Origin of the sequence: Nocardioides sp. Bht2, from assembly GCF_047308515.1 — a bacterium.
Taxonomy (GTDB): domain Bacteria; phylum Actinomycetota; class Actinomycetes; order Propionibacteriales; family Nocardioidaceae; genus Nocardioides.
The window spans coordinates 1-21497 of the sequence record NZ_JBLBWI010000028.1; the positions used below are offsets into that span (position 1 = coordinate 1).

Consider the following 21497-nt stretch of genomic DNA (forward strand, 5'->3'; position numbering starts at 1 on the left):
TCTCGGAGATCACCGCAAGCAGACAACCCGCATCGAGGTCAGTGACCTCATACGGAGTGTGCGTGGCGTCGATCTCGATCACGAGAACAGCAGATCACAGACCTCCGACACTTCACGGCGGGCCGCGGTGGTGGTTCTCGACAGGCTGGATCTCCGGTGGCTGGAGCTGGTGGTTGATCTCGACAGGCTCGATCAACGGAGGTCGAGCTTGTCGAGACCATTGGGCGCGCCGAAGGCCCGGAGGTCAAGCTGCTCGGCGACGGCAACCGCTGCGTCGATGCTTCCGTTGGGAACCCCCAAGAGTCGGACGAGCGTATCTCCGACGAGCATCATGATGTGCGGCTTGGTCCCTTCCTGTGTTGGTGCTTCGACGAGCGCCGGAACTCCGTTGATCGTCGTCACCTTCCCGCCCCAGGTCGCGGCAAGTGAGGAGAACTTTTCACGGGGCTCAACATTGCTCCACCCGGACTCAAGGGTCATGGTCGTCGCCCCGAAGCTGAATGCAGGAGTGTCCCCGGCGCAGCGCCACGTTTCGGTGACTGAATCTCTCGCAAAGGCTGGAAGCGGAATCTTGCTGCTGAGCGCAAGGTCATCGGCTGCGGCCAAGGAGATCTTCTGTGCGCCAATGCAGGGCTCTCCCGGTTTGAGGAGTTCGATCGAGTCTGAGCCATCCCCGGTTGGATGATGGAGTCCGCTTGCGTTCTCGTTCGTGCTTGTGTCAGAGAGTGCCCCATCTCGTGCCGAGATGTGGAGGTATCCGAATGCCGCGACCAAGGCCGCGACGAGCGCGATCCGTCGAGCGCGATTCATGGTCCCTCCTTCGTGAACTATTCCTTGAGGAGGATGAGAAGCCGCTTTTCGGGAATTGTCAAACAGCCGATGAATGATACAAGGAAGATCGAGCCGGTTTGGTCAAGCGTTTATCATCTGAGTGATAAACGAGAGGACTTTCGGACGTATTTCCTAACCAGTAGATCGGTGAAGCGGGATCTTAGAGAACTAGCAGGATCCCGTACGTTCCGTCACCCAGCGTGCAGCCGCAGGGGCGGAGTCGACGACCGGGACGCCGTCGGTGGCGGTGGGGCGGGCGACGACGACGACCGGGATTCCGAGCTCGGCGGCGGCGGTCATCTTGGACCAGGTGTAGCTGCCGCCGGAATCCTTGGTGACCAGGACATCGGTGCCGTGCTCGCGCATCACCGCGACGTCACCGTCATGGGTGTACGGGCCCCGGCTGAGGATCAACCGCCACGAGGGGGGCAGGTCCAGGTCGGGGGAGTCGACGACGCGAGCCAGTACGGCAGCGCCGTCGAGCGCCGGGACGAAGCGGGCGAGCTCTTGACGACCGACGGTGATGAAAGGCCGTGCGCCGAGGCTAGCGACTCGTTCGGCCGCTGCCTCATGGGTGGCCACGTAGTGCCAGGCCGGATCGGGTGCCCAGCCGGGCCGCTCAAGCCGTAGTAGCGGCTTCGCCTCAGCCGCACATGCGGCCACCGCGTTGGCGCTCATCCCCTGGGCGAACGGGTGGGTGGCGTCCACGACGAGATCGAAATCGGCGAGCGCGAGACGAAGTCCGTCGACACCGCCGAAGCCTCCGATCCGCACCGGGCCGATGGGGAGCCGGGGCCGGGCGACCCGCCCCGCCAAAGAGGACGTGACGTCGATCCCGCCATCGATGAGGAGCACCGCCAACTCACGGGCCTCCGCAGTTCCGCCGAGCAGCAGGACCCTCATCGCTCACGACCGTGGAGGATCGGGAGACCGGACGGTGCACCGCGCTGGGCAAGTGCCAGCAGCGCGTCGACATCGAGATGCTCTTCAACGAGGCCCGCCAACAGCTCCATCCGCCGTTCGCGCGCAGCGGGGAAACTCACCGTTGACGGGGCGATCCCCAACGTGACATGGAGGAACGCCCGGCGGAACGCGTCGCTCTCCAGACTTCCGTGCCACATCGTGCCGAAGACGTCGCCGTCCCGCGCGCCGCCCAGGAACTCCTCGGCACCCTCGGAACGGGTGATCCGGCCGTGGTGGATCTCGTAGCCCGCGGTCTCGGCGCCGAGTGCGACGCCGGCGGGAAGGCGGAGCACCTTCTCAGCAGCGAACTCGGTGGTGATCGGCAGGAGCCCCAGCCCCGCCACCGCGGCTCCGGCGTCCCCCTCGACGCCGTCGCGGTCGACGATCTGCGAGCCGAGCATCTGGAAACCACCACAGATACCGAGCAGGGGACGGCCAGCGCGGACATGGCGGACGATCGCCTGGTCGAGACCCCGAGCACGGAGCCAAGCCAGGTCGCTGATCGTGGCCCGGGTCCCGGGAAGGACGACCAGATCGGCGTCGGCCAGATCGCGCGGGTCGGAGGCGAAGGTGACGTCGAGGTCGGGTTCGAGCCCGAGGGCGTCGACATCGGTGAAGTTGCTGATCCGCGGCAGTCTGACGACGGCGACGCGGGCCTTGGCCTCGCTGCCGCTGCGACGGCCTTCCAGGTCCAACGCGTCCTCAGAGTCCAACCAGAGCTGGGGGTTCCACGGCAGTACGCCGTGCACCGGGCGTCCGGTGAGACCTTCCAGTGACCGCAACCCGGGTTCGAGAAGACCGAGGTCGCCACGGAACTTGTTGACGACGAAGCCGGCGATCAGGGCCTGGTCCTCAGGTTCCAGCAGGGCAAGGGTTCCGTACATCGCCGCGAAGAGGCCGCCTCGGTCGATGTCGCCGACGACGACCACCGGTAGGTCGGCGTGCCGCGCTAAACCCATGTTCACGTAGTCGCTGGAACGGAGGTTGATCTCGGCAGGCGAACCGGCACCCTCCGCCAACACGATGTCGAAGCGCCCGGCCAGGTCGTCGAAGGCGGCATGGGCGGCTGTCGCCAGGTGACGCCGGCCGGTGGCGAAATCGGTGGCCGAGACCTCACCCGCAGGCTGACCCATCACCACGACATGGCTACGCCGATCCGAGCCGGGCTTCAACAGCACCGGGTTCATCGCCGGTTCCGGACGGACCTTGGCGGCCAACGCCTGTACCCATTGGGCCCTGCCGATCTCGGCGAATCGGGCAGAGCCGATCTCGACGGACCGATCACCCTCCGCGCAGACCATCGAGTTGTTGGACATGTTCTGCGCCTTGTAGGGGGCTACCGAGAGCCCACGCCGGGCGAACGCTCGACAGAGCCCGGTGGTCAGCACCGACTTGCCTGCGTCCGAGGTGGTCCCGGCGATCAGCAGTCCGCTCATCGGGTCGCCACCGGGGCACGGAGGAGGTAGGCGTCCATCACCCAGCCGGCCTCCTGTTTGGCCTTGGCATGCGCTTCGCGGATCTCGGGAAGAGCAGCGGCCACGGTTCCGGCGACCAGCCGTTCGCCGACCGCACCGAGGTTGGCGCCCCACCAGATCTGCCATTCGGCGAGCTCCGGCGTGGCCAGGTGCTCCAACGCCTGAGCGGATCCGAGCATCACCACCAGGTTCTGTGCGCCGGCAGCCAGGGCTGAGCCGAGTCGTCGGGCGGTGGTGATCTGCACCGGTTGACCCACCTCGTGCAGCACGATCCGGTGCCGGGCAGCCAAGATCTGGGGTGCACTGATCCCGGGGATCACCTCCCAGGTCAGGTCGATGGACGCCGCCAACCCCTCGATGATCCGCAGCGTCGAGTCGTACAGGGAGGGGTCGCCCCAGACCAGGAAGATCCCGATCCCGTCCTGGATCTCGATCTCTTCGGCGAACGCCGCCACCCGCGCCCGGTGCCAGTCACGGACCGCGCCCGGGTAGTCGCTCGGGTCGTTGCGATCGCGTTCCGGGTCGGTGATCTCGATCAGTTCGAGGCCGAACTCTCCGCAGATCCTGCGCCGCACCTCGAGCAGAGCGTCGTCGTCGGACTTCCGGACCGCGAGCACATAGTCGGCTTCGGTCAACGCCTCAGCGGCTTCCCAGGTGAGGTGGTGCGGCCCCATCCCGAAACCGACTACGCGCAACGTCTTCACTACTGGGAGTTCCCCTCGGATGCATCGGCTTCCAGATCGCCTTCGACCTCAAGGTAGACCGCCTGCAGCGCGGTCAGGGTCTCCGGCGCGGGTTCTGCCCAGAGTCCTCGTTCTGCGGCTTCGTGGAGCCGCTCGACGATGCCCCGCAACGCCCACGGGTTCGAGGCCCGCAGGAACTCCTGGTTCTTCTCGTCCAAGACGTAGGAGGTGGCCAATGACTCGTACATCCAGTCGTGGACCACGCCCGCGGTGGCGTCGAAGCCGAACAGATAGTCGACGGTGGCCGCCAGCTCGAACGCGCCCTTGTAGCCGTGACGCTGCATGGCCGCGATCCAGCGCGGGTTGACCACCCGGGCCCGGAAGACCCGGTTGGTCTCCTCCTGCAAGGTGCGGGTGCGGATCGCGTCCGGCGAGGTCGAGTCACCGACGTACGCCTTCGGGTCGGCTCCGGTCAGCGCGCGCACCGTCGCGACCATGCCGCCGTGGTACTGGAAGTAGTCGTCGGAGTCGGCGATGTCGTGCTCGGCGGAGTCGATGTTCTTCGCCGCCACCTTGATCCGGCGGTAGTTGGTCCGCATGTCGTCGGCGGCCGGGGCACCGTCCAGGTCGCGGCCGTAGGCGAAGCCGCCCCAAGCGGTGTAGACCTCGGCCAGGTCCTTGTCGTCGCGCCAGGTTCCGGACTCGATGACCTGCAGGATCCCGGCGCCGTACGAGCCCGGCTTGGAGCCGAAGATCCGGGTCCGGGCACGGCGCTCGTCGCCGTGCGCGGCAAGGTCGGCCTGGGTGTGTGCCCGCACGAAGTTCTGCTCGGTCGGCTCGTCGAGCTCGGCAACCAGGCGCACGGCGTCGTCCAGCATCGCGACGACGTGTGGGAAGGCATCGCGGAAGAAGCCGGACACCCGCACCGTGACGTCGATCCGGGGGCGGCCGAGCTCCTCGAGCGGCACCACGACCAGGTTGCTGACCCGGCGCGACTGCTCGTCCCACTCGGGGCGAACGCCCAGCAGGGCAAGGACTTCGGCGGCGTCGTCGCCGCTGGTGCGCATCGCGCTGGTGCCCCAGACGGAGAGGCCGACCGAGGTCGGGTACTCGCCGGTCTCGTCGAGGTAACGCTGCAGCAGCGAGTCGGCCATCGCCTGGCCGGTCTGCCAAGCCAATCGGGACGGCACCGCACGCGGGTCGACGGTGTAGAAGTTGCGGCCGGTCGGCAACACATTGACCAGGCCACGCAACGGCGATCCTGAGGGCCCCGCCGGCACGAAGCCGCCGGAAAGCGCGTGCAGTACCGCGTCGAGCTCGTCGGTGGTGCGGGCCAGTCGCGGGACCACCTGGTCGGCCGCGAACTCCAGCACCCGGACCACCTCGGCGTCGCCGTGCAGGGTGCCGGCGGTACCGGGGTCCCAGTCGGCCTTCTCCATCGCCTCGATCAGCGCGCGTGCCTGCGCCTCGATCGCGTCGACCTCGACGGTGGGTGCATCGGGGCTCAGCCCCAGCGCGCCGCGTAGCCCCGGTACGGCGTTGCCGACACCGCCCCAGACCTGGCCGGCCCGGAGGATGGAGAGCACCAGGTTGACCCGGGCCTCGCCGGTCGGGGCGCCACCCAGGATGTGCAGACCGTCGCGGATCTGCGCGTCCTTGATCTCGCAGAGCCACCCGTCGACGTGGAGCAGGAAGTCGTCGAACTCCTCGTCGTCCGGGCGCTCCTCGAGACCGAGGTCGCGGTGCAGTTGGGCGGCGTGCATCAGCTGCCAGATCTCACCGCGGATCGCCGGCAGCTTGGCCGGGTCCATCGTGGAGATCTTGTCGTACTCCTCCAACAGTGCTTCCAACCGCGCGATGTCGCCGTAGGACTCGGCGCGGGCCATCGGCGGCACCAGGTGGTCGACGATGGTGGCGTGGGCGCGGCGCTTGGCCTGGGCGCCCTCGCCGGGGTCGTTGACCAGGAACGGGTAGATCAGCGGGAGGTTGCCCAGCGTGGCGTCGGGGCCACAGGAGTCCGAGAGCGCGGCGTTCTTGCCGGGCAGCCACTCCATCGAGCCGTGCTTGCCGAGGTGGACCACGGCGTCGGCGCCGAAGCCTCCGGTCGACGGCGCGGCCTCAAGCCACCGGTAGGCAGCCAGATAGTGGTGGCTCACCGGCAGGTCGGGATCGTGGTAGATCGCCACCGGATTCTCACCGAAACCCCGCGGCGGCTGGATCAGGATCACGATGTTGCCGGCGGTAAGGGTGGCGAGCACCAGTTCGCCGTCCTCGTTGACGAACAGCGAGCCAGGGGCCTCGCCCCAGGCCTCGGTCATCGCCTCACGCAGTTCGGTGGGCAGGTGCGCGGTCCAGGACCGGTACTGCTCGGCGCTGATCCTGACGTGAGCGTCGGTCAGTTGCGCCGAGGTCAGCCACTCCTCATCCTGTCCGCCGGCCGCGATCAGCGCATGGATCAGGGCGTCGCCGGCCGCGGTCTCCGCCTCCGGAGTCTGCTCGTGGTCGAGCAGCGAGGTGATGGTGTTGTCGCTGCCGAGGTGGTAGCCCTCGTCGCGCAGTCGGCGCAGCATCCGGATCGCGGAGACGGGAGTGTCCAAGCCGACGGCGTTGCCGATCCGGGCGTGCTTGGTGGGGTAGGCGGAGAGGACCAGGGCGAGTCGCTTCTCCGCGTTCGGGAGATGGCGCAATCGGGCGTGGTTGACCGCGATCCCGGCCACCCGCGCCGCGCGCTCGGGGTCGGCCACATAGTGCGGAAGCCCGTCCTCGTCGATCTCCTTGAAGGAGAACGGTGCAGTGGTGATCCGGCCGTCGAACTCGGGGATCGCGATCTGGTTGGCGTAGTCGAGCGGGCTGATGCCGTCGTCCGACGCCACCCACTCCGCGCGGCTGTTGGTGAGGCAGAGCCCTTGCAGCACGGGGATGTCGAGTGCTGCCATCCGCTCGACGTCCCAGGCCTCGTCGTCGCCGCCCGCGCTGGCGGTGGCCGGCACCGAACCGCCGGCCGCCAACACGGTGACGATCAGCGCGTCGAGGGTGCCGAGTGCCTGGTAGAGGTCGTCGGTCGCGGCGCGCAGCGAGCCCGCGAAGATCGGCACGCCGACCGCTCGGCCGGTGGCGTCGACGGCGTCGGCCAGGGCGTGTGCGAAGGCGGTGTTACCGCTCGCCTGATGCGCCCGGTAGTAGAGGATGCCGATCCGGGGGAGCGTGGCATCGGCAGCGGGCCGCTCGGCGAATCCCCAAGCCGGCAGTGCGGCCGGCGGCTCGAAGCCGACGCCGGTGAGCAACACGGTGTCAGCAAGGAAGGCGTGTAGCTGTGCCAGATTCTCCGGGCCGCCCTCGGCGAGGTAACGGTGCGCCTCGGCCGCGGTGCCGATCGGCACCGTGGAGAGCTCCATCAGCTCCGCGGACGGCTGCTGCTCGCCACCGAGCACGACCAGGGGTGTGCCGGCGGCCCGCAGCTCGGCCACGCCCGGCCACAGGTGCTCGGGCGAGCCGAGGAACCGGATCACCACCAGCTCGGCGTCCGCGGTGATCGCGCCCAGGTCGCTGTCTGTGGAGCGGGACGGATTCGCCAGTGCGTAGTCGGCGCCGCTGGTCCGGGCCGAGAGCAGGTCGGTGTCGGACGTCGAGAGCAGGGCAATGCGTGTGGACGCGGCCATGTGCCGGGTTCCTCCTCCGGGGTTCTCGCCCCGTGTCACGGTCGGATTCTGTCCACGGCCAGTGTCTGGCTGCCCGGCGCCGGTCGGGGAGGACCGGTGCGGGTCACAGTGGCGGAACCGCCCCGGAGTCGCACCGGGTTCCTGCACCATGAACGGGATCGAGCCTACGACAGCCCGTCCAGGTGTGGCCGGAGAGGGTTGCCAGCCGACCAGTCGCTGGGCGAGGCTGGGCCGTGGGAGGGCTGGTCTTGAGGAGGACTTGATGCCCGTCGCTGTACCGACCCCCGGTCGGATCTTCGAAGCTCTCGAAACCGAGCACGACTACTGGCTCGACGAGGTCGAGGGCCGACTGCCCGATGATCTGGCGGGCACCCTCTACCGCAACGGTCCGGGGCGTCTGGAGATCGGCGGAAGTCCACTCGGGCACATGTTCGACGGCGACGGCATGCTGGCTATGTTCGCCTTCGACGGCGGGCGGGTCCGGTTCCGGAACCGGTACGTCCGGACCAGTCACTACCGCGCCGGGCAGAGCTCGGTTGGAGCGCCGATGCGTGGCTTGGGCACGCTCCGGCCGGGAGGGCCGCTGGCCAACGCCCTACGGATGCCGGCGAACGTGGCCAACACCAGTGTCGCGCTTCACGCCGGGGAACTCCTCGCTCTCTGGGAGGGCGGCAAGCCACATGCCCTGGACCCTGACACGTTGGCCACCCGCGGCGTCTACGACTTCGACGGCCAACTGCGCTGGCTCGGTGCTTTCTCGGCGCACCCGAAGGTGGACCCCCTCACCGGGGACCTCTACAACTTCGGTGCCGAGGTGGTGCCGCGGCCGGCGCTCCGGTCGTATCGGGTCGATACCCGCGGCCGGATGCATCGGCTCGGCGCGATCTCCCTGCCCGAGCCGGTCTTCTGCCACGACTTCGCGCTCACCCAGCAGAACCTGGTCTTCGTCGTCGATCCGCTCGGACTGGCGAAGCGGGCACTGCCGGGCGTGCTGCTCGGCCTCACCAGCTTCGACCGGGCGCTCCGGTTCGACGCGGGGCGCGGCACGACGATCCTGATCCAGCCCCGGGACGGCGGCAAGGTCCGCCGGATCACCGTCCCGGCCTTCCTGCACTTCCACATCAGCAACGCCTACGACGATGGGACGGACGTCGTCGTCGATCTGGTCCGGTGGGACCGCGACTGGGAGTCGTTCAACCAGTCGCTGCGCGCCTATCGCCCGGATGACCCCGACCGGCCTGACGATTGGCAGTTCGGCGGCGTGTTGACCCGGCTCCGGATCACCCCGGCGGACCGGGTGATCATCGAGGAGTTGGCTGACGTCTTCGGCGAGTTCCCGCAACTCGACCAGCGGCGGGCGACCAGGGCGCACCGGTTCAGCTACCTGGCCGGACGGGTCCGACCGGGCGAGGAGGCCGACGCGATCGTCGGTATCGACCATGAGCTCGACCGGGTTCGGGCGCATGCGCTGCCACCGGGACACACGGTCAGTGAACCGGTCTTCGTGCCGCGCAGCGACGATGCCGCGGAGGACGACGGCTGGCTGCTCGCGGTGGCCTACGACCCGTTCGCCCACCGCTCGCGTCTGCTCGTCCTGGACGCCCGGCGGATCGAGGACGCCGCGGTCTTCGTCGGGCACCTGCCGCACCACCTGCCGCAGAGCTTCCACGGCACCTTCACCTCGCGGGTGGCGCGTCCGTGACCTGCCGCGCGCACATCCATTGTCGAGTTCGGGCAGAATGAGGCCATGGCGACCCAGACTGAACAGACGGTACGAGAGGTCACTCCTGACGGCGGCGTCGTCGTGGGTGACGACGGTTCCCCCGGAGCTGCTGGCGCGGTGCGCTTCGCGCTCGCCGAGGCCGAGCGTCGTGGAACCACGCTGCACGTGATCCGGGCTTGGACGATCAGCAGTGCTGTCCGTCCTGAGGGCCTTCCGATCAACGTGACGCCGTCCCTGCTGGAGTTGGAGGAGGCGACCCGTACCGCGGAGGAGAGCCGGATCGCCAAGCTGCTGGGCGAGACCACCGTCCCGGTCGAGGTCCACACGGTCTACAGCCCCTCGGCGCAGTCGCTGATCCACGCCTCGGCCACCGCCGACGTCGTGGTCGTCGGCTCGCGGGGCCGCGGCGGTTTCGCCACCCTGGTCCTCGGCTCCGTTGCCGAGCAGGTCGTGCGCCACGCCGCCTGCCCGGTGATCGTGACCCGTAAGGCCGTCGAGGCCTGAGTGGTGGTGGGGTGAGCTTCTCCACCCGGGTGGTGGTGATCAACGCCCTCATCTTCACGCTCGGAACGGCGCTGCTGGCGGCTTCGCCAGCAGCGCTCGGCAGCAGCGCGTTGCTCTCCGAGGTGGCGCTCCTGGTGGTGGGCGTCGGCCTGATGGTCTGGGCCAACACCCTGTTGGTACGCAGCACCTTGCGACCGGTGGAGCAGTTGGTCGACGACCTCGATCAGGCCCGCGGCACCGAACCGTTCGAACGGATCGAGGTTCCGCACGACCCGATCGCCGGTGGCCTGGCAGCTGCCGTCAACGATCTGATCGACCGGATCGAGGCGGGCCAGCGCGACGCGAAGCTGGCAGCGTTGGCGGCCCAGGAGTCGGAGTCGGCGCGGATCGCCCAGGAACTGCATGACGGCGTCGGCCAGTCGTTGACCGCGGTGCTGCTGCAACTCGGTGCGCTTGCGGACCAGCCGCCTGACGAGGTCGCAGCCGCTCTCGAGGAGGTTCGCGAAGCTACCCGGGAGAGTCTCAACGAGGTCCGTGAGGTGGCGCGACGGCTGCGTCCCCAGGCCTTGGAGGACCTCGGCCTGCACAGCGCGCTGGCCGGGCTCTCGACCCAACTCTTCAAGCACGTCGAGACCCATGTCGAACGCCGCATCGAGCCCGGGCTCCCACAGCTGTCGGAGGCGGCGGAGTTGGTGGTCTACCGGGTGGCACAGGAAGCTTTGACCAATGTCGCCAGGCACGCGGCGGCGCGGTGGGCTGAGATCCGCCTGGTAGAACAGGACCGCGGGGTCCAGTTGACCGTCACCGACGACGGTGTCGGGCTCGGGCGGCACGCGGACGGAACGGGTCTGCGGGGGATGCGGGAACGGGCCGCGCTGATCGACGGCAGGCTCTCGGTGCGGCCCTGGCGCGGAGGCGGAACCGTGGTCACATTGTGGGTACCAGCAGTCAACGAGGAGACAGACCAATGACGGAGTCGGGTAGATGGCGGATCCTGCTCGCCGACGACCACGCCCTCGTCCGTCGTGGGGTCCGGATGATCCTGGAGCAGCAACCCGACTTCTCAGTGGTCGCTGAGGTCGGAGACGGCAAGGAGGCCGTCGACGTGCTCCGCGACGTCGAGGTCGACCTCGCGATCCTGGACGTCGCGATGCCGCGGCTGACCGGCCTACAAGCTGCCCGTGAGATCTCGCGGCGCAAGGAGTCGCCGAAGATCCTGATGCTCTCCATGCACGACAACGAGCAGTACTTCTTCTCCTCGTTGAAGGTCGGCGCCAGCGGTTATGTGCTCAAGTCGGTCGCCGACCGAGACCTCGTCGATGCCTGCCGGGCCGCGTTGCGCGGAGAGTCGTTCCTCTATCCCGGTGCCGAGAGCACGTTGGTCCGTGACTACCTCGGCCGGGTCAAGCGCGGGGAGCGGTTGCCGAACGCGGTGCTGACGCCGCGCGAGGACGAGGTGGTCAAGCTGATCGCCGAGTCCCACTCGTCGCGGGAGATCGCCCAGTTGCTCTCCATCAGCGTGAAGACGGTGGAACGGCACCGGGAGAACATTCTGGCCAAGCTGGGGATGCGGGACCGGACCGAGCTCACCCGGTACGCGGTGCGTGCCGGACTGATCGAGCCCTGAGCCCTCGCCGAGGCGGGCGCTCAGTCCTCCGGGACCAGCATGTTGCTGAGCACGAACCGTTCGCCCGGATGCGTGTGCAGGCTGGAGGAGAAGGCACGCCCGTCGGTGTCGAGGTGGCGGCGCCGGATCACCAGTGCGGGTTCCCCCGCCTTGGTCTCCAACGCCTCCGCGAAGCGGGCCGGCATGGCGACGGCGCGAACCGTCTGTTCGATCCGGTGTCGCGGCATCGTTGCGGTGTGGGTGGCGGCGAGTTCGGGGTCGTAGGGCGGCTGTTCGGGGCGGACGTACTGCTCGGTCCAGCACAGCGGTGGTCCTGACGGATCGCGTCGGCGTCGGCGGACCCCTTCGACGAGGGTCCACTCCGAACGCTGGGGGAGCCCGGTGCGCTCGGCCAGCTCGGCGTCCAGCCGGATCAGCCGGGTTGTCGGCGCGGCGACCCCGGTGTCGCGGTAGAGATTCACCAGCTCGTCGCGGTTGGTCACGAAGGGCAGGTAGTCGGCGACCGGGAGCCGGGAGATGACGGTGGTCCCGGCACCCGGGCGGCGGGTGATGAAGCCCTGATCCTCCAAGGTCCGCAGGGCGACCCGGACCGTTCCGCGGCTCAGGCCGTGGGCCTCGCAGAGGACCGACTCGGTGGGGAGTCGTGAGCCCACCGGGTAGGTCCCGTCCACGATGGCGGCGCGCAGCTCCTCAGCGAGTCGCGCGTGTTGGGTACGCCGGCCCTCAGGCTGGGGGGATGGTGGCGCAGCCGCGCGGTTTCCTTCGTCCACGCCACCATCTTGACCGGTCATCGGCTGCTCAGGCGAGCCGGTCCAGATACGCCTGCCGGATCAACCGGGTCTGCACCTTCCCCGTGGCCATCCGGGGGATCGCGGCGAAGTCAACGGTGCGCGGCACCTTGAAACCCGCCAGGTGGGCGCGGACGTGGTCGCGGAGCAGTTGCACCGTGGCCGCGTCCGGGGCCAGGTGGGCCGCCGGTTCGACGACGGCGTGCACGTACTCGCCCATCTCGTCGTCAGGGAGTCCGAAGACGACGACGTCCGCGACGTCGGGGTGGACGATCAGGCAGGCCTCGATCTCGGCGGGATAGATGTTCACGCCACCGGAGATGATGGTGAACGCTTTGCGGTCGGTGAGATAGAGGTAGCCCTCCTCGTCGATCCGTCCCATGTCGCCGATCGCCGACCAGGTGGCGTGGACGGGATGGCGCGAGGCCCGCGTCTTCTCGTCGTCGTTGTGATAGCTGAACGGTGTCTTGTCCCGTTCGAACCAGACGGTGCCGGCGTCGCCGACCGGCAGTTCCACACCGTCGTCGTCGCAGATCCGGATCGAGCCGAGTACGGCTCGTCCGACTGAGCCTGGGTGGTCCAGCCACTGCTTGCTGGTGATGAAGGTCATCCCGTTGCCCTCGGTGCCGCCGTAGTACTCGTCGACGATCGGGCCAAGCCACTCGATCGCCTGCCGTTTGATCTGGGGCGGGCAGGGGGCGGCAGCGTGGAGGAAGGAGCGCAGCGACGAGGTGTCGTACCGGAGCCGGACCTCGTCGGGCAGTTTCAGCATCCGCACGATCATGGTCGGGACCACCTGGGTATGGGTCACCCGATGCTCGGCGATCAGCTCAAGGAACCGCTCGGCGTCGAACTTGCGCATCACCACGACGGTGCCGCCGAGTTCCTGGGCGCCGACCGAGAACTGGAGGGCGGCGGCGTGGTAGAGCGGAGCGGGCATCAGATAGATGGAGTCACTGTTCATGCCGAGCAGCGGGCCCGAGAGCGCCGAGGTCCGCGTCGCCGTCGGATCGTCCACGCGGAGACCCGAAAGCGGACGCCGGATCCCCTTGGGGCGACCGGTGGTGCCGGAGGAGTAGAGCATCACCTCGCCGCGTGGCTGCTCGGGCAGGGGAGTGGGCTGCTGGGTGGCGATGCTCTCCTCGTAGCTCTCGAACCCCGGTACGTGGCCGTCGAAGGCGAGCCAGGTCGTGCACTCGGGAGCCAGTCCGAGGAGGGCCTCGGCCCGTTCCGCCATCGCCGTCGAGGTGATCAGTGCCCTGGTCCGGGAGTCGGTGAGGATGTACGCGGCCTCCTCCACGGTGGCGTGCCGGTTGATGCCGGTGATGTAGAGACCGGAGCGCATCGCGGCCCAGTAGATCTCGTAGTAGCGGGGGTGGTTCTCCGTCCAGATCGAGACCTGGTCGCCGGGGCGGAGTCCGCGTTCGTGGAGTAGTCGGGCGAGCCGGTTGGAGCGGTCCTCAAGCTCGGCATAGGTGATCACCTCGCCGTCCTCCATGACGACGGCAGGCTTCTCGGGGTGGGTCGCGGCATAGGTCAGGGGGTACATCCGTCTCCTCGTCGTGGCGTGATTCCGGGCGCGCCGAACACCGGTGGCGACCCTCGTCGGAGGGAGGTCCACGCGGATGGCATCGGTGGTTGACAGGAACTCTTCTGGGACTGCATGTTGTCCCCATCACATGACTTTGTCTAGTCAAAGTTGCCATTGGGTGGGAGACCCGACGGCACGTCGCGAAGGAGCACCGCCGCAGATGAGCGCCGCCCCAGCACCACCGGTCGCCTCGACCGTCACCGAGATCGACGCCGTTCTCAGCGAGCGGGTCGACGACCTGATCGCTCGCCACCCGGCGGAGTCACCGACACTGCTCGGTGCCCGGTTCGACGCCGGGCTCGCCTTCGTCCATCACCCGGTCGGCCTGGGCGGACTCGGCATCCCCGCGACCTGGCAGTCGAGGGTCGACGAATTGCTGCTCGCCGCCGGTGCGCCGGCTCCGGCGCCCTACCGCAACCCGCTCGGGATCGGCACCGCCGTGCCCACCCTGTTGGCCCACGCCAGCTCGGAGCTGCAACAGCGCCACTTCCGACCGGCCTGGACGGCGGAGGAGATCTGGTGCCAGCTCTTCAGCGAGCCGGGAGCGGGCTCGGACCTGGCGGGTCTCTCCACCCGGGCCGTCGCCGACGGTGAGACCTGGGTGGTCAACGGGCAGAAGGTCTGGACGTCGTTCGCCCACGTGGCGCGGTGGGGTCTACTGCTCGCACGTACCGACCCCGACCTGCCCAAGCACCAAGGCCTGACCATGTTCGTCGTCGACATGCATCACCCGGGAGTCGAGGTCCGGCCGCTGCGCCAAGCCACCGGCGGGCAGGAGTTCAACGAGGTCTTCTTCACCGACGTCACCATCCCCGACACCCACCGGGTCGACCTCCGCGGCCGGGGCTGGGACGTCGCCCGGACCACCTTGTTCAACGAACGCGCCACGGTCGGAGCCCGCCCGGTTCCTCGTGAGGACGGGCACATCGCCTGGCTTGCGGACCTTTGGCGTTCGCGCCCCGAACTGCGTACCCCGGAGATGCACCTGCGGATCACCGATGCCTGGATCAAGGTGGAGGCCCTGCGCCTGGCCAACGAGCGGATCAGACAGCTCGCAGCGACCGGCCGCCCCGGGCTGGAGGGCTCCGGCGCCAAGGTCGCGCATACCGAGACCACCCAGTTCGTGACCCGGCTCCGCGCCGAGCTCGATCCGGACGCGTTGCTGCGCTACGACGCCTGGGATCCCGAGCTCGCCCCCGCGCGCGAGGACCGGGTCGCCGGCTACCACTACCTACGGTCCCGGCCGTACACCGTCGAGGGCGGCACCACCCAGATTCTGCTGAGCCAGATCGCCGACCGGGTGCTGGAGATGCCCCGGGAACCAGCCATCGACAAAGCGACCCCTTGGACGGAGATTCCGCGATGAGCACCTGGTCGTTGATCGAGAGCGAGGACGGGACCGCGCTGGCCGACCAGGTCCGGGCACTCACCGGTGGCTGGCAGCCCGGCGAGCTCCGTGGCGAGGCCTGGCGCCGGATCGGCGGTGACCTCGGCGTCGCCGGGCTGCTGATCTCGGCCGCGGACGGTGGCGCGGGCGCTGGAATGAGTGAGGTCGTGGCGAGCGCCCAGGCCCTCGGTCGTGGCGGTGTCGTCACGCCGTTCCTGAGTTCGGCGGTCACCGCGACCACGATCCTCGTCGCCCTCGGCGCGGACCGCGAGGAGGCTCGCGCCCTGCTCCGGGAGTTGGCCGACGCCGACGCCACCGCCTGTCTGGTCGTGCCGGCGACGACGCCGGCGGGCAGGACGCCCTGGCTCGCCGTCGAGAAGGTGGACGACGCCGGTCTCCGAATCAGCGGAACCGTCTTCGGCGTGCTCGGCGCCGAGCACGCGGATCTCCTCTTGGTTCCGATCCAGGATCGGGCAGGACGCACCGCGCTGGTCGCCGTGAACCGTGGGAGCGGGGCCGTCGTGGCAGTGGAGACCAGCCTCGACGAGAGCAACCCGGTCAGTGTGGTGACCCTCGACGACGCGTCCGGTGTCATGGTGGGGCTCGGGCCCGAGGTGGAGGTGGCCGTCCAGCGTGGCTTGCGTGCGGCCACCGTCGCGATCGCCGGTGAGCTGGTGGGAGCGATGGAGTGGGCGCTGGAAGCCTCGACCTCCCACTTGGCGACCCGTCGTCAGTTCGGGCGCCAACTCGGCTCGTACCAGTCGCTGCGGCACCTGGCGGCACGGATGTGGATCGATCTCCAACAGGCCCGGGCAGTGACCCTGAACGCGGCTTCGGTGCTCGACGACCCGACGCAGCCTGAGGACGAACGCGACCTTGCGGCGAGCCTGGCGGCCGTCCACGTCCGTAGCCTCGCGGTCGAGTGTTTGGAGACGACCTTGCAGGTGCACGGCGGGATCGCCTTCACCTGGGAGCACCCCTTGCACCGCTACCTCAAGCGCGCCGTCAGCCTCTCGGTGGTGCACGGGACCACCGACCACCACCGTCGCCAGGTCGCCCGGTTGGTCGACCTGCCGTTGCCCGTAGGAGGGGCTCATGTCTGACCTGATCGTGGAGCGGCTCGACGGTGGCCACGTCGTGGTCACCCTCAACCGTCCGCAGACGCTCAACGCGATGGCGCTGAGCATGATGGCCGAGCTCTACGACCTGCTCGATGAGCTGAACCGGTCCCCGGAGGTCCGCACGGTGGTGTTGACCGGTGCCGGTCGGGGATTCTGCTCCGGCGCGGAGATCAAGTCCGCCGACGACGCCCGACGAGAGGGGCCCCGCGAGAACCAGAACGCCGTCTCCCACCTGTTGGGGCAGCAGGAGGCCCTGGTCCGGGTGCACGAGTTGATCCACCGGATGCGGGTGCCGGTGATCGCCGCCGTCAACGGGGTCGCGGTGGGAGGCGGGTTCTCGCTGAGCCTGGCCTGCGACATCCGGGTGGCGGCGCGGAGCGCCCGCTTCGGTGCTGTCTTCATCCGGCACGGGATCTCCAACGCCGACATGGGGACCAGCTACTTCCTGCCCCGGTTGGTGGGGGCCGCACGGGCCGCCGAGCTGATGTTGACCGGGCGCGTCTTCGACGCCTCCGAAGCCGAACGGCTGGGCCTGGTCGTCGACGTGGTCGACGACGACGCAGTCGTCGAACGGGCGCTGGAGATCGCGCGCCAGATCGCCGAACACTCTCCGCTGGGCGTGTGGATGACGAAGGAGACGATGTGGCAGACGGTGGATGCACCGTCGCTGCGTCATGCCTTCGACATCGAGAACCGCACCCAGATCATGTGCGTCGGCAGCGGTGAGCTGGAACGTGCCTTCAGCGGCTTCGCCGAACGGCGTCGTCCGAACTGGTCGGCACTGTGAGTTTTCAACCGCGCCCGCGGCTCGACCGCGTGCGCCACGGAGAAGGGAAGCAGATGAAACGACCCACCCGGACGCTGGCAGCGTTGCTCCTGGCGACCAGCTTGGCAGTGTCGGCATGCAGCGAGACGCAGGGGACCAGTGAGAAGGGCGACGGCGCTCCGGCCGGCTTCGCCAATGGCTTCGTGGTGGAGCCGGACGGGTCCGCGAAGGTCAAGCAGGGCGGCCAACTGCAGGTGGTCACCTACTCGGAGGCCCGGGTGCTCGACCCGGTGTTGACCATCGCCAACGGCAGCAGCGGCGGCACCGAGATGGCTGCGGTCTTCGACCTGTTGATGCGCTACGACCAGGAGAAGGACAGCTACGTACCGCAGCTGGCCGAGGCGTTAGAGGCCAACGCCGCGCAGGACGAGTGGACCCTGACCCTGCGTGACGGGGTCACCTTCAGTGACGGCACACCGTTGGACGCTGAGGCTGTGGTCTGGAGCCTCGATCGCTATGTGGCCAAGGGCGGAGGTCAGGTCTCCTTCCTCAAGCACGCGGTGAAGAGCTGGACGGCGGTCGACGCCAGCACGGTCCGTTTCGAGCTGACCAACCCGTGGTCGGACTTCGCCTACCTGCTCTCCACCGGCCCAGGCATGGTGGTCGGCAAGGCGTCCGACGCAGGTAAGGCCTTCACCCCGATCGGGGCCGGTCCGTTCGTGCAGGAGAAGTACGCGCCGCAGGAGGAACTGGTGCTGCGGGCGCGGGCCGACTACTGGGGCGGCAAGCCGGCGCTCGACTCGGTCCGCTTCTTCCCGCATGCTGCCGAGCAGGGCCGCCTCGACGTGTTGCGCAACGGCGAGGCCGACGTGGCCTACCTCCGCGAACCCGCGACCGCCAAGGACGCGCTCGCCGATGGCTTCGGTGGCTTCATGGAGATCGGCTCGATCTCGCGAGGCCTGCTGCTCAACCATCGTGACGGCGCCGCTACCGCCGACGTCCGGATCCGACAGGCCCTGATGCACGCCATCGACATGGACGTGATCAACGAGCGTACCGCGAAGGGAGTGGGCATCACCAGCGGCAGCATCCTGAACCCGCAGTCGCGGTGGACGCTCGACACCGACCCGTTGCAGTACGACCCGGCCAAGGCCAAGGAGCTCCTGGCCGCAGCCAAGGCCGATGGCTACGACGGCACGATCAGTTTCAAGGGTGTGGCCAAGGTCTCCGAGCAGATGGGACTCACCTTGAAGGCGCTGCTGGAGACGGTGGGTTTCAAGGTCACCCTCGACTACGTCCCGTCGGTCACCGACCTCGTCTCCGCGATCTACGTGACCCACGACTTCGACATGGTGATCTGGGGCTTCGGCATGCCGGACCGCGCGGTCTATCCGGAGCTGTTCGAGAAGGTGAACAGCACCTCGCGCGGCAACTCGGGCGGTTCGTCGGATCCGGTCCTCGACCAACTCGTCGAGGAGTTGGGTGCCGCTGCGTCGCCTGATGCGCAGAAGGACGTGCTGGAGAAGGTCCAAGCGCAGTGGAACCAGACCGTCCCCTACGCACCGCTCGGAGCGACCCCGGAATGGAACGCCTGGGGCGACAAGGTGCACGGGATCACGCCGAGCATCGACAGCATCATGTTGCTCGGCGGAGCGTGGAAGGGATGACCGTCCCTCCCACCGGAGAGCTCGACGGCAAGGTCGCGCTCGTCACCGGAGCCGGTAGCGGACTGGGCCAGGGCTTCGCCCTGGCTCTGGCCGCGGCCGGTGCGGCGGTCGCCGTCTGCGGCCGTCGCCCGGAGCCGTTGGCTGCCGTGGTCGAGGAGATCACGGCGGCCGGTGGCCGAGCCCTGGCGTGCACGCTCGACGTCCGTGACCCGGGCCAGATCGTGGCGACGGTGGACGGCATCGAGGCCGAGCTCGGCACGTTGGACATCGTGGTCAACAACGCCGGCATCCCCGACGCCCGCCGCGCGCACAAGATGCCGTTGGAGTTGGTCGATGCGGTGCTCGAGACCAACCTGCGTGGGCCATGGCTACTGGCCACCGAGGTCGGACGGCGCTGGATCGAGGCGAGCCGCCCGGGCCGGATCGTCAACGTCTCCTCGATGTCCGGGTACTACACCGCTGGTGGCGCTGCCGCGCTCTACTCGGTGACCAAGGCCGGACTGAACCGGATGACCGAGGCGCTCGCGACCGAATGGGCCGCCCACGCCATCAACGTCAACGGCATCGCACCCGGCTCGTTCCACTCCGAGATGATGGACGGATTGATCGAGCGGATCGGTGACCCGTCCGAGAAGTTCCCGCGCAAGAGGATGGGACGGGCCAGCGACCTCGCGGAGACCTTGCTCTACCTGGTCTCCCCGCGATCGGAGTTCGTGACCGGCACCATCATCAAGGTGGACGACGGGCAGTTGCCTCGTTAGACCACCGTGACACCGGGGCTCAGGCCAGGACGTCCTTGCCCCAGCGTTCGCCGATCACGCCCCAGGGGTCGGCGAACGCGCCGTCGCGTCCCCGATACGGCGCACCGCGCCCGAGGAGGGCGCGGCCGAGCGGCGCACCGATCGGTCCGAGCAGACGCAGCGGTCCTACCTTGGCCCGCGCTTCGCGCAGGGTCTGCTCGAAGCTGATCCGCTGGAAGTCCAACAGTGACTGGGCTTCGTCGGTGTCCATCCACTCCACGCTGAACCAGGCGTCGTCACGTGCCGGGTCTCCGGGGCGTCCGTGCGGGAGGACACCGGGAAAACCGATCGCGGCGGTCATCCGGGTCGACAGTTCGTCCTGGGTGACCCGGTGCGAGGCGTCTCCGCCGATAAGCAGGGTCCGGCCCGCGCAGTCGGCGTCGACCGCGGCGGCGAAGGCCCGGGCCACGTCGCGGACGTCGACCAGGTGGACCCGTCCGTCGGTGGGCAGGCAGCCCTCGAGGTAGATCATGTCGCGGGTCACCGAGAGCATCTGGTCGGACGAGATCACCGCACCTACCCGGAGCACCGTCCACTCGACGCCACTGGCGGCGATCAGTTCCTCGCACTCGACCTTGTGGGCGCCGTAGATCTCCGGCGGCGCCGGCGGAGTCGTGGCGGTCACCGGCGGGGAGCTGGTGTGTGGATTGCGCGAGCCGTAGACAGCCATCGAGGAGGCGAAGACCAGGCGTGGCCCGCCCGGGCGTGCGGCCAGCGCCTCGGCGAGCAGCCGAGTGGCCTCGACATTGACCCGGTAGGCCAGCCGCGGGTTGTCGTAGGCGACAGGAGGGATGATCGCGGCCAGGTGGATCACCGCGTCCGGTGCGGCGTCGTCCAGGAGGCGGCTGACGGCGTCCGCGTCGGTGAGGTCAGCCCACAGATGGGTGCCGCCGGCCTGGCGACGGGCTGCCTTCTCAGTGGCCTTGGTCCGCAGGTCGGTGGTGACGACGTGGTGTCCGCGCGAGCGCAGCTCAGCACTGACGACCCGGCCGAGATTGCCCAGGGCGCCGGTGACGAGCACCCTCATGCGATGGTCATCCCACCGTCGACGGGCAGGGTCTGGCCGGTGATGTAGCCGGCGGCGTCGGAGGCCAGGAAGACGGCGGTGGCGGCGAGCTCACGGGGATCGCCCTTGCGTCCCGCGGGGATCCGGCCCATCTGTTCCTCGAGATAGCCCGGGGGATAGGTGTCGGTCATCTCGGAGACGAAGAAGCCCGGCGCGATCGCGTTGACCCGGATGCTCCTACGCCCGGTCCACTGCTGGGCCAGGTCGCGGGTCAGGCCGATCAGGCCCGCCTTGGAGGCCGCGTATGCGGCCTGGGGGAGACCGGCGGTGGTGAGGCCGAGCACCGAGGAGATGTTGATGATCGAGCTGCCGGGGCCCATCACCCGACCGCAGGCCTGGGCCATCCAGTAGCACCCGTTGAGGTTGACGTCGATGACGCTGGTGAACTCTTCGACCGTCTCCTTGGTGGCGGGGACGGCGGTACCGATGCCGGCGTTGTTGATCAGGATGTCGATCCGGCCGAACTCGGCCATCGCGGCGTCGACGAGCGCCTGGCAGGAGGCGGCGTCGGCGACATCGGTAGCGATGCTGAGCGAGCGGCGACCGGCGGCTTCGACGAGTTTCGCGGTGTCGGCGAGGCGGTCGACGCGACGGGCGCCGAGGACGACGTCAGCGCCGGCTTCGGCCAACCCTTCGGCGAACGCGACCCCGAGGCCGCTGGAAGCTCCGGTCACGATTGCGACCCTGCCGTCGAGTCGGAACATGTCGTTGAGGCTCATGGCTGCGATCCAATCACAGGCGGTACCATGGCGACATGTGCTTGCAGGTTCTGCTTCTTGATCAGCCGCGCTGAACGCCGGTCCTCTCCGGCGCTGGCGCGGCTACCCCTCTGTGTGAGGGGTTTTT

At 68.8% G+C, this 21497-nt stretch carries 18 protein-coding genes and 1 riboswitch; of the genes, 9 read left to right on the forward strand and 9 right to left on the reverse strand.

Translation table 11 applies throughout. The annotated features are described in order from the left end of the window. Window positions 1–192: 192 nt before the first annotated feature. From ACLM5J_RS20370 to cobN, 5 genes are all read right to left on the reverse strand, one after another. Entirely contained in the window at window positions 193–810 is a 618-nt protein-coding gene (locus ACLM5J_RS20370) for a hypothetical protein (RefSeq protein ID WP_413658511.1), read from the reverse strand. 189 nt (window positions 811–999) lie between these two features. Beyond that, complete coding sequence (locus ACLM5J_RS20375; RefSeq protein WP_413658512.1) at window positions 1000–1734, reverse strand: cobalt-precorrin-6A reductase; 735 nt, start codon at window positions 1732–1734, stop codon at window positions 1000–1002. Next, the gene (locus ACLM5J_RS20380; protein WP_413658513.1) at window positions 1731–3230 is read right to left on the reverse strand and encodes a cobyric acid synthase; all 1500 of its coding nucleotides are present in this window, start codon (window positions 3228–3230) and stop codon (window positions 1731–1733) included. Before ACLM5J_RS20380 ends, ACLM5J_RS20375 begins: the two co-directional genes overlap by 4 nt. After that, window positions 3227–3973, reverse strand: coding sequence for a precorrin-6A synthase (deacetylating) (gene cobF, locus ACLM5J_RS20385; protein WP_413658514.1), 747 nt, complete (start codon window positions 3971–3973; stop codon window positions 3227–3229). Before cobF ends, ACLM5J_RS20380 begins: the two co-directional genes overlap by 4 nt. Further along, the gene (gene cobN / locus ACLM5J_RS20390; protein ID WP_413658515.1) at window positions 3973–7611 is read right to left on the reverse strand and encodes a cobaltochelatase subunit CobN; all 3639 of its coding nucleotides are present in this window, start codon (window positions 7609–7611) and stop codon (window positions 3973–3975) included. The genes cobF and cobN overlap by 1 nt, the downstream gene beginning before the upstream one ends. A gap of 38 nt (window positions 7612–7649) precedes the next feature. Next, window positions 7650–7777, reverse strand: a riboswitch (cobalamin riboswitch). Window positions 7778–7873: 96 nt separating this feature from the next. Between cobN and ACLM5J_RS20395 the strand changes: the two genes are divergently transcribed. Genes ACLM5J_RS20395 through ACLM5J_RS20410 form a run of 4 tightly spaced genes read left to right on the forward strand, consistent with a single transcriptional unit; the run spans window position 7874 to window position 11465 of the window. Further along, window positions 7874–9313: a carotenoid oxygenase family protein gene (locus ACLM5J_RS20395; RefSeq protein ID WP_413658516.1), complete on the forward strand. Its 1440-nt coding sequence runs from the start codon at window positions 7874–7876 to the stop codon at window positions 9311–9313. Between the two features lie 45 nt (window positions 9314–9358). Continuing rightward, window positions 9359–9838, forward strand: coding sequence for a universal stress protein (locus tag ACLM5J_RS20400; protein WP_413658517.1), 480 nt, complete (start codon window positions 9359–9361; stop codon window positions 9836–9838). An 11-nt stretch (window positions 9839–9849) separates the two neighbouring features. Continuing rightward, window positions 9850–10809, forward strand: a complete 960-nt coding sequence (locus ACLM5J_RS20405; RefSeq protein WP_413658518.1) for a sensor histidine kinase — start codon at window positions 9850–9852, stop codon at window positions 10807–10809. Beyond that, window positions 10806–11465 carry a response regulator gene (locus ACLM5J_RS20410; protein WP_413658519.1) on the forward strand — a complete coding sequence of 220 codons (660 nt, stop codon included), beginning with the start codon at window positions 10806–10808 and terminating at the stop codon, window positions 11463–11465. Before ACLM5J_RS20405 ends, ACLM5J_RS20410 begins: the two co-directional genes overlap by 4 nt. Before the next feature lie 20 nt (window positions 11466–11485). Here the strand turns inward: ACLM5J_RS20410 and ACLM5J_RS20415 are convergent, their stop codons facing one another. Then, window positions 11486–12235: a GntR family transcriptional regulator gene (locus tag ACLM5J_RS20415; RefSeq protein WP_413658520.1), complete on the reverse strand. Its 750-nt coding sequence runs from the start codon at window positions 12233–12235 to the stop codon at window positions 11486–11488. Window positions 12236–12263: 28 nt separating this feature from the next. Beyond that, window positions 12264–13802, reverse strand: coding sequence for an acyl-CoA synthetase (locus ACLM5J_RS20420; protein ID WP_413658521.1), 1539 nt, complete (start codon window positions 13800–13802; stop codon window positions 12264–12266). A 202-nt stretch (window positions 13803–14004) separates the two neighbouring features. Here ACLM5J_RS20420 and ACLM5J_RS20425 point away from each other — a divergent pair, with 202 nt between their 5' ends. Genes ACLM5J_RS20425 through ACLM5J_RS20445 form a run of 5 tightly spaced genes read left to right on the forward strand, consistent with a single transcriptional unit; the run spans window position 14005 to window position 19546 of the window. Then, a complete protein-coding gene (locus ACLM5J_RS20425; RefSeq protein ID WP_413658522.1) occupies window positions 14005–15210 on the forward strand; it encodes an acyl-CoA dehydrogenase family protein in 1206 nt (401 codons plus the stop codon). Then, entirely contained in the window at window positions 15207–16334 is a 1128-nt protein-coding gene (locus ACLM5J_RS20430; RefSeq protein WP_413658523.1) for an acyl-CoA dehydrogenase family protein, read from the forward strand. The genes ACLM5J_RS20425 and ACLM5J_RS20430 overlap by 4 nt, the downstream gene beginning before the upstream one ends. Continuing rightward, window positions 16327–17139, forward strand: coding sequence for an enoyl-CoA hydratase/isomerase family protein (locus tag ACLM5J_RS20435; RefSeq protein WP_413658524.1), 813 nt, complete (start codon window positions 16327–16329; stop codon window positions 17137–17139). Before ACLM5J_RS20430 ends, ACLM5J_RS20435 begins: the two co-directional genes overlap by 8 nt. A gap of 53 nt (window positions 17140–17192) precedes the next feature. Beyond that, window positions 17193–18785, forward strand: a complete 1593-nt coding sequence (locus ACLM5J_RS20440; protein ID WP_413658525.1) for an ABC transporter substrate-binding protein — start codon at window positions 17193–17195, stop codon at window positions 18783–18785. After that, window positions 18782–19546 (forward strand): SDR family NAD(P)-dependent oxidoreductase, encoded by a 765-nt coding sequence (locus ACLM5J_RS20445; RefSeq protein ID WP_413658526.1) that lies wholly within the window; start codon window positions 18782–18784, stop codon window positions 19544–19546. Before ACLM5J_RS20440 ends, ACLM5J_RS20445 begins: the two co-directional genes overlap by 4 nt. 19 nt (window positions 19547–19565) lie before the next feature. Here ACLM5J_RS20445 and ACLM5J_RS20450 read toward each other — a convergent pair whose 3' ends face one another. Both ACLM5J_RS20450 and ACLM5J_RS20455 read right to left on the reverse strand, forming a co-directional pair. Beyond that, window positions 19566–20612 (reverse strand): NAD-dependent epimerase/dehydratase family protein, encoded by a 1047-nt coding sequence (locus ACLM5J_RS20450; RefSeq protein ID WP_413658527.1) that lies wholly within the window; start codon window positions 20610–20612, stop codon window positions 19566–19568. Continuing rightward, window positions 20609–21370, reverse strand: a complete 762-nt coding sequence (locus ACLM5J_RS20455; RefSeq protein WP_413658528.1) for an SDR family NAD(P)-dependent oxidoreductase — start codon at window positions 21368–21370, stop codon at window positions 20609–20611. Before ACLM5J_RS20455 ends, ACLM5J_RS20450 begins: the two co-directional genes overlap by 4 nt. Window positions 21371–21497 lie beyond the last annotated feature (127 nt).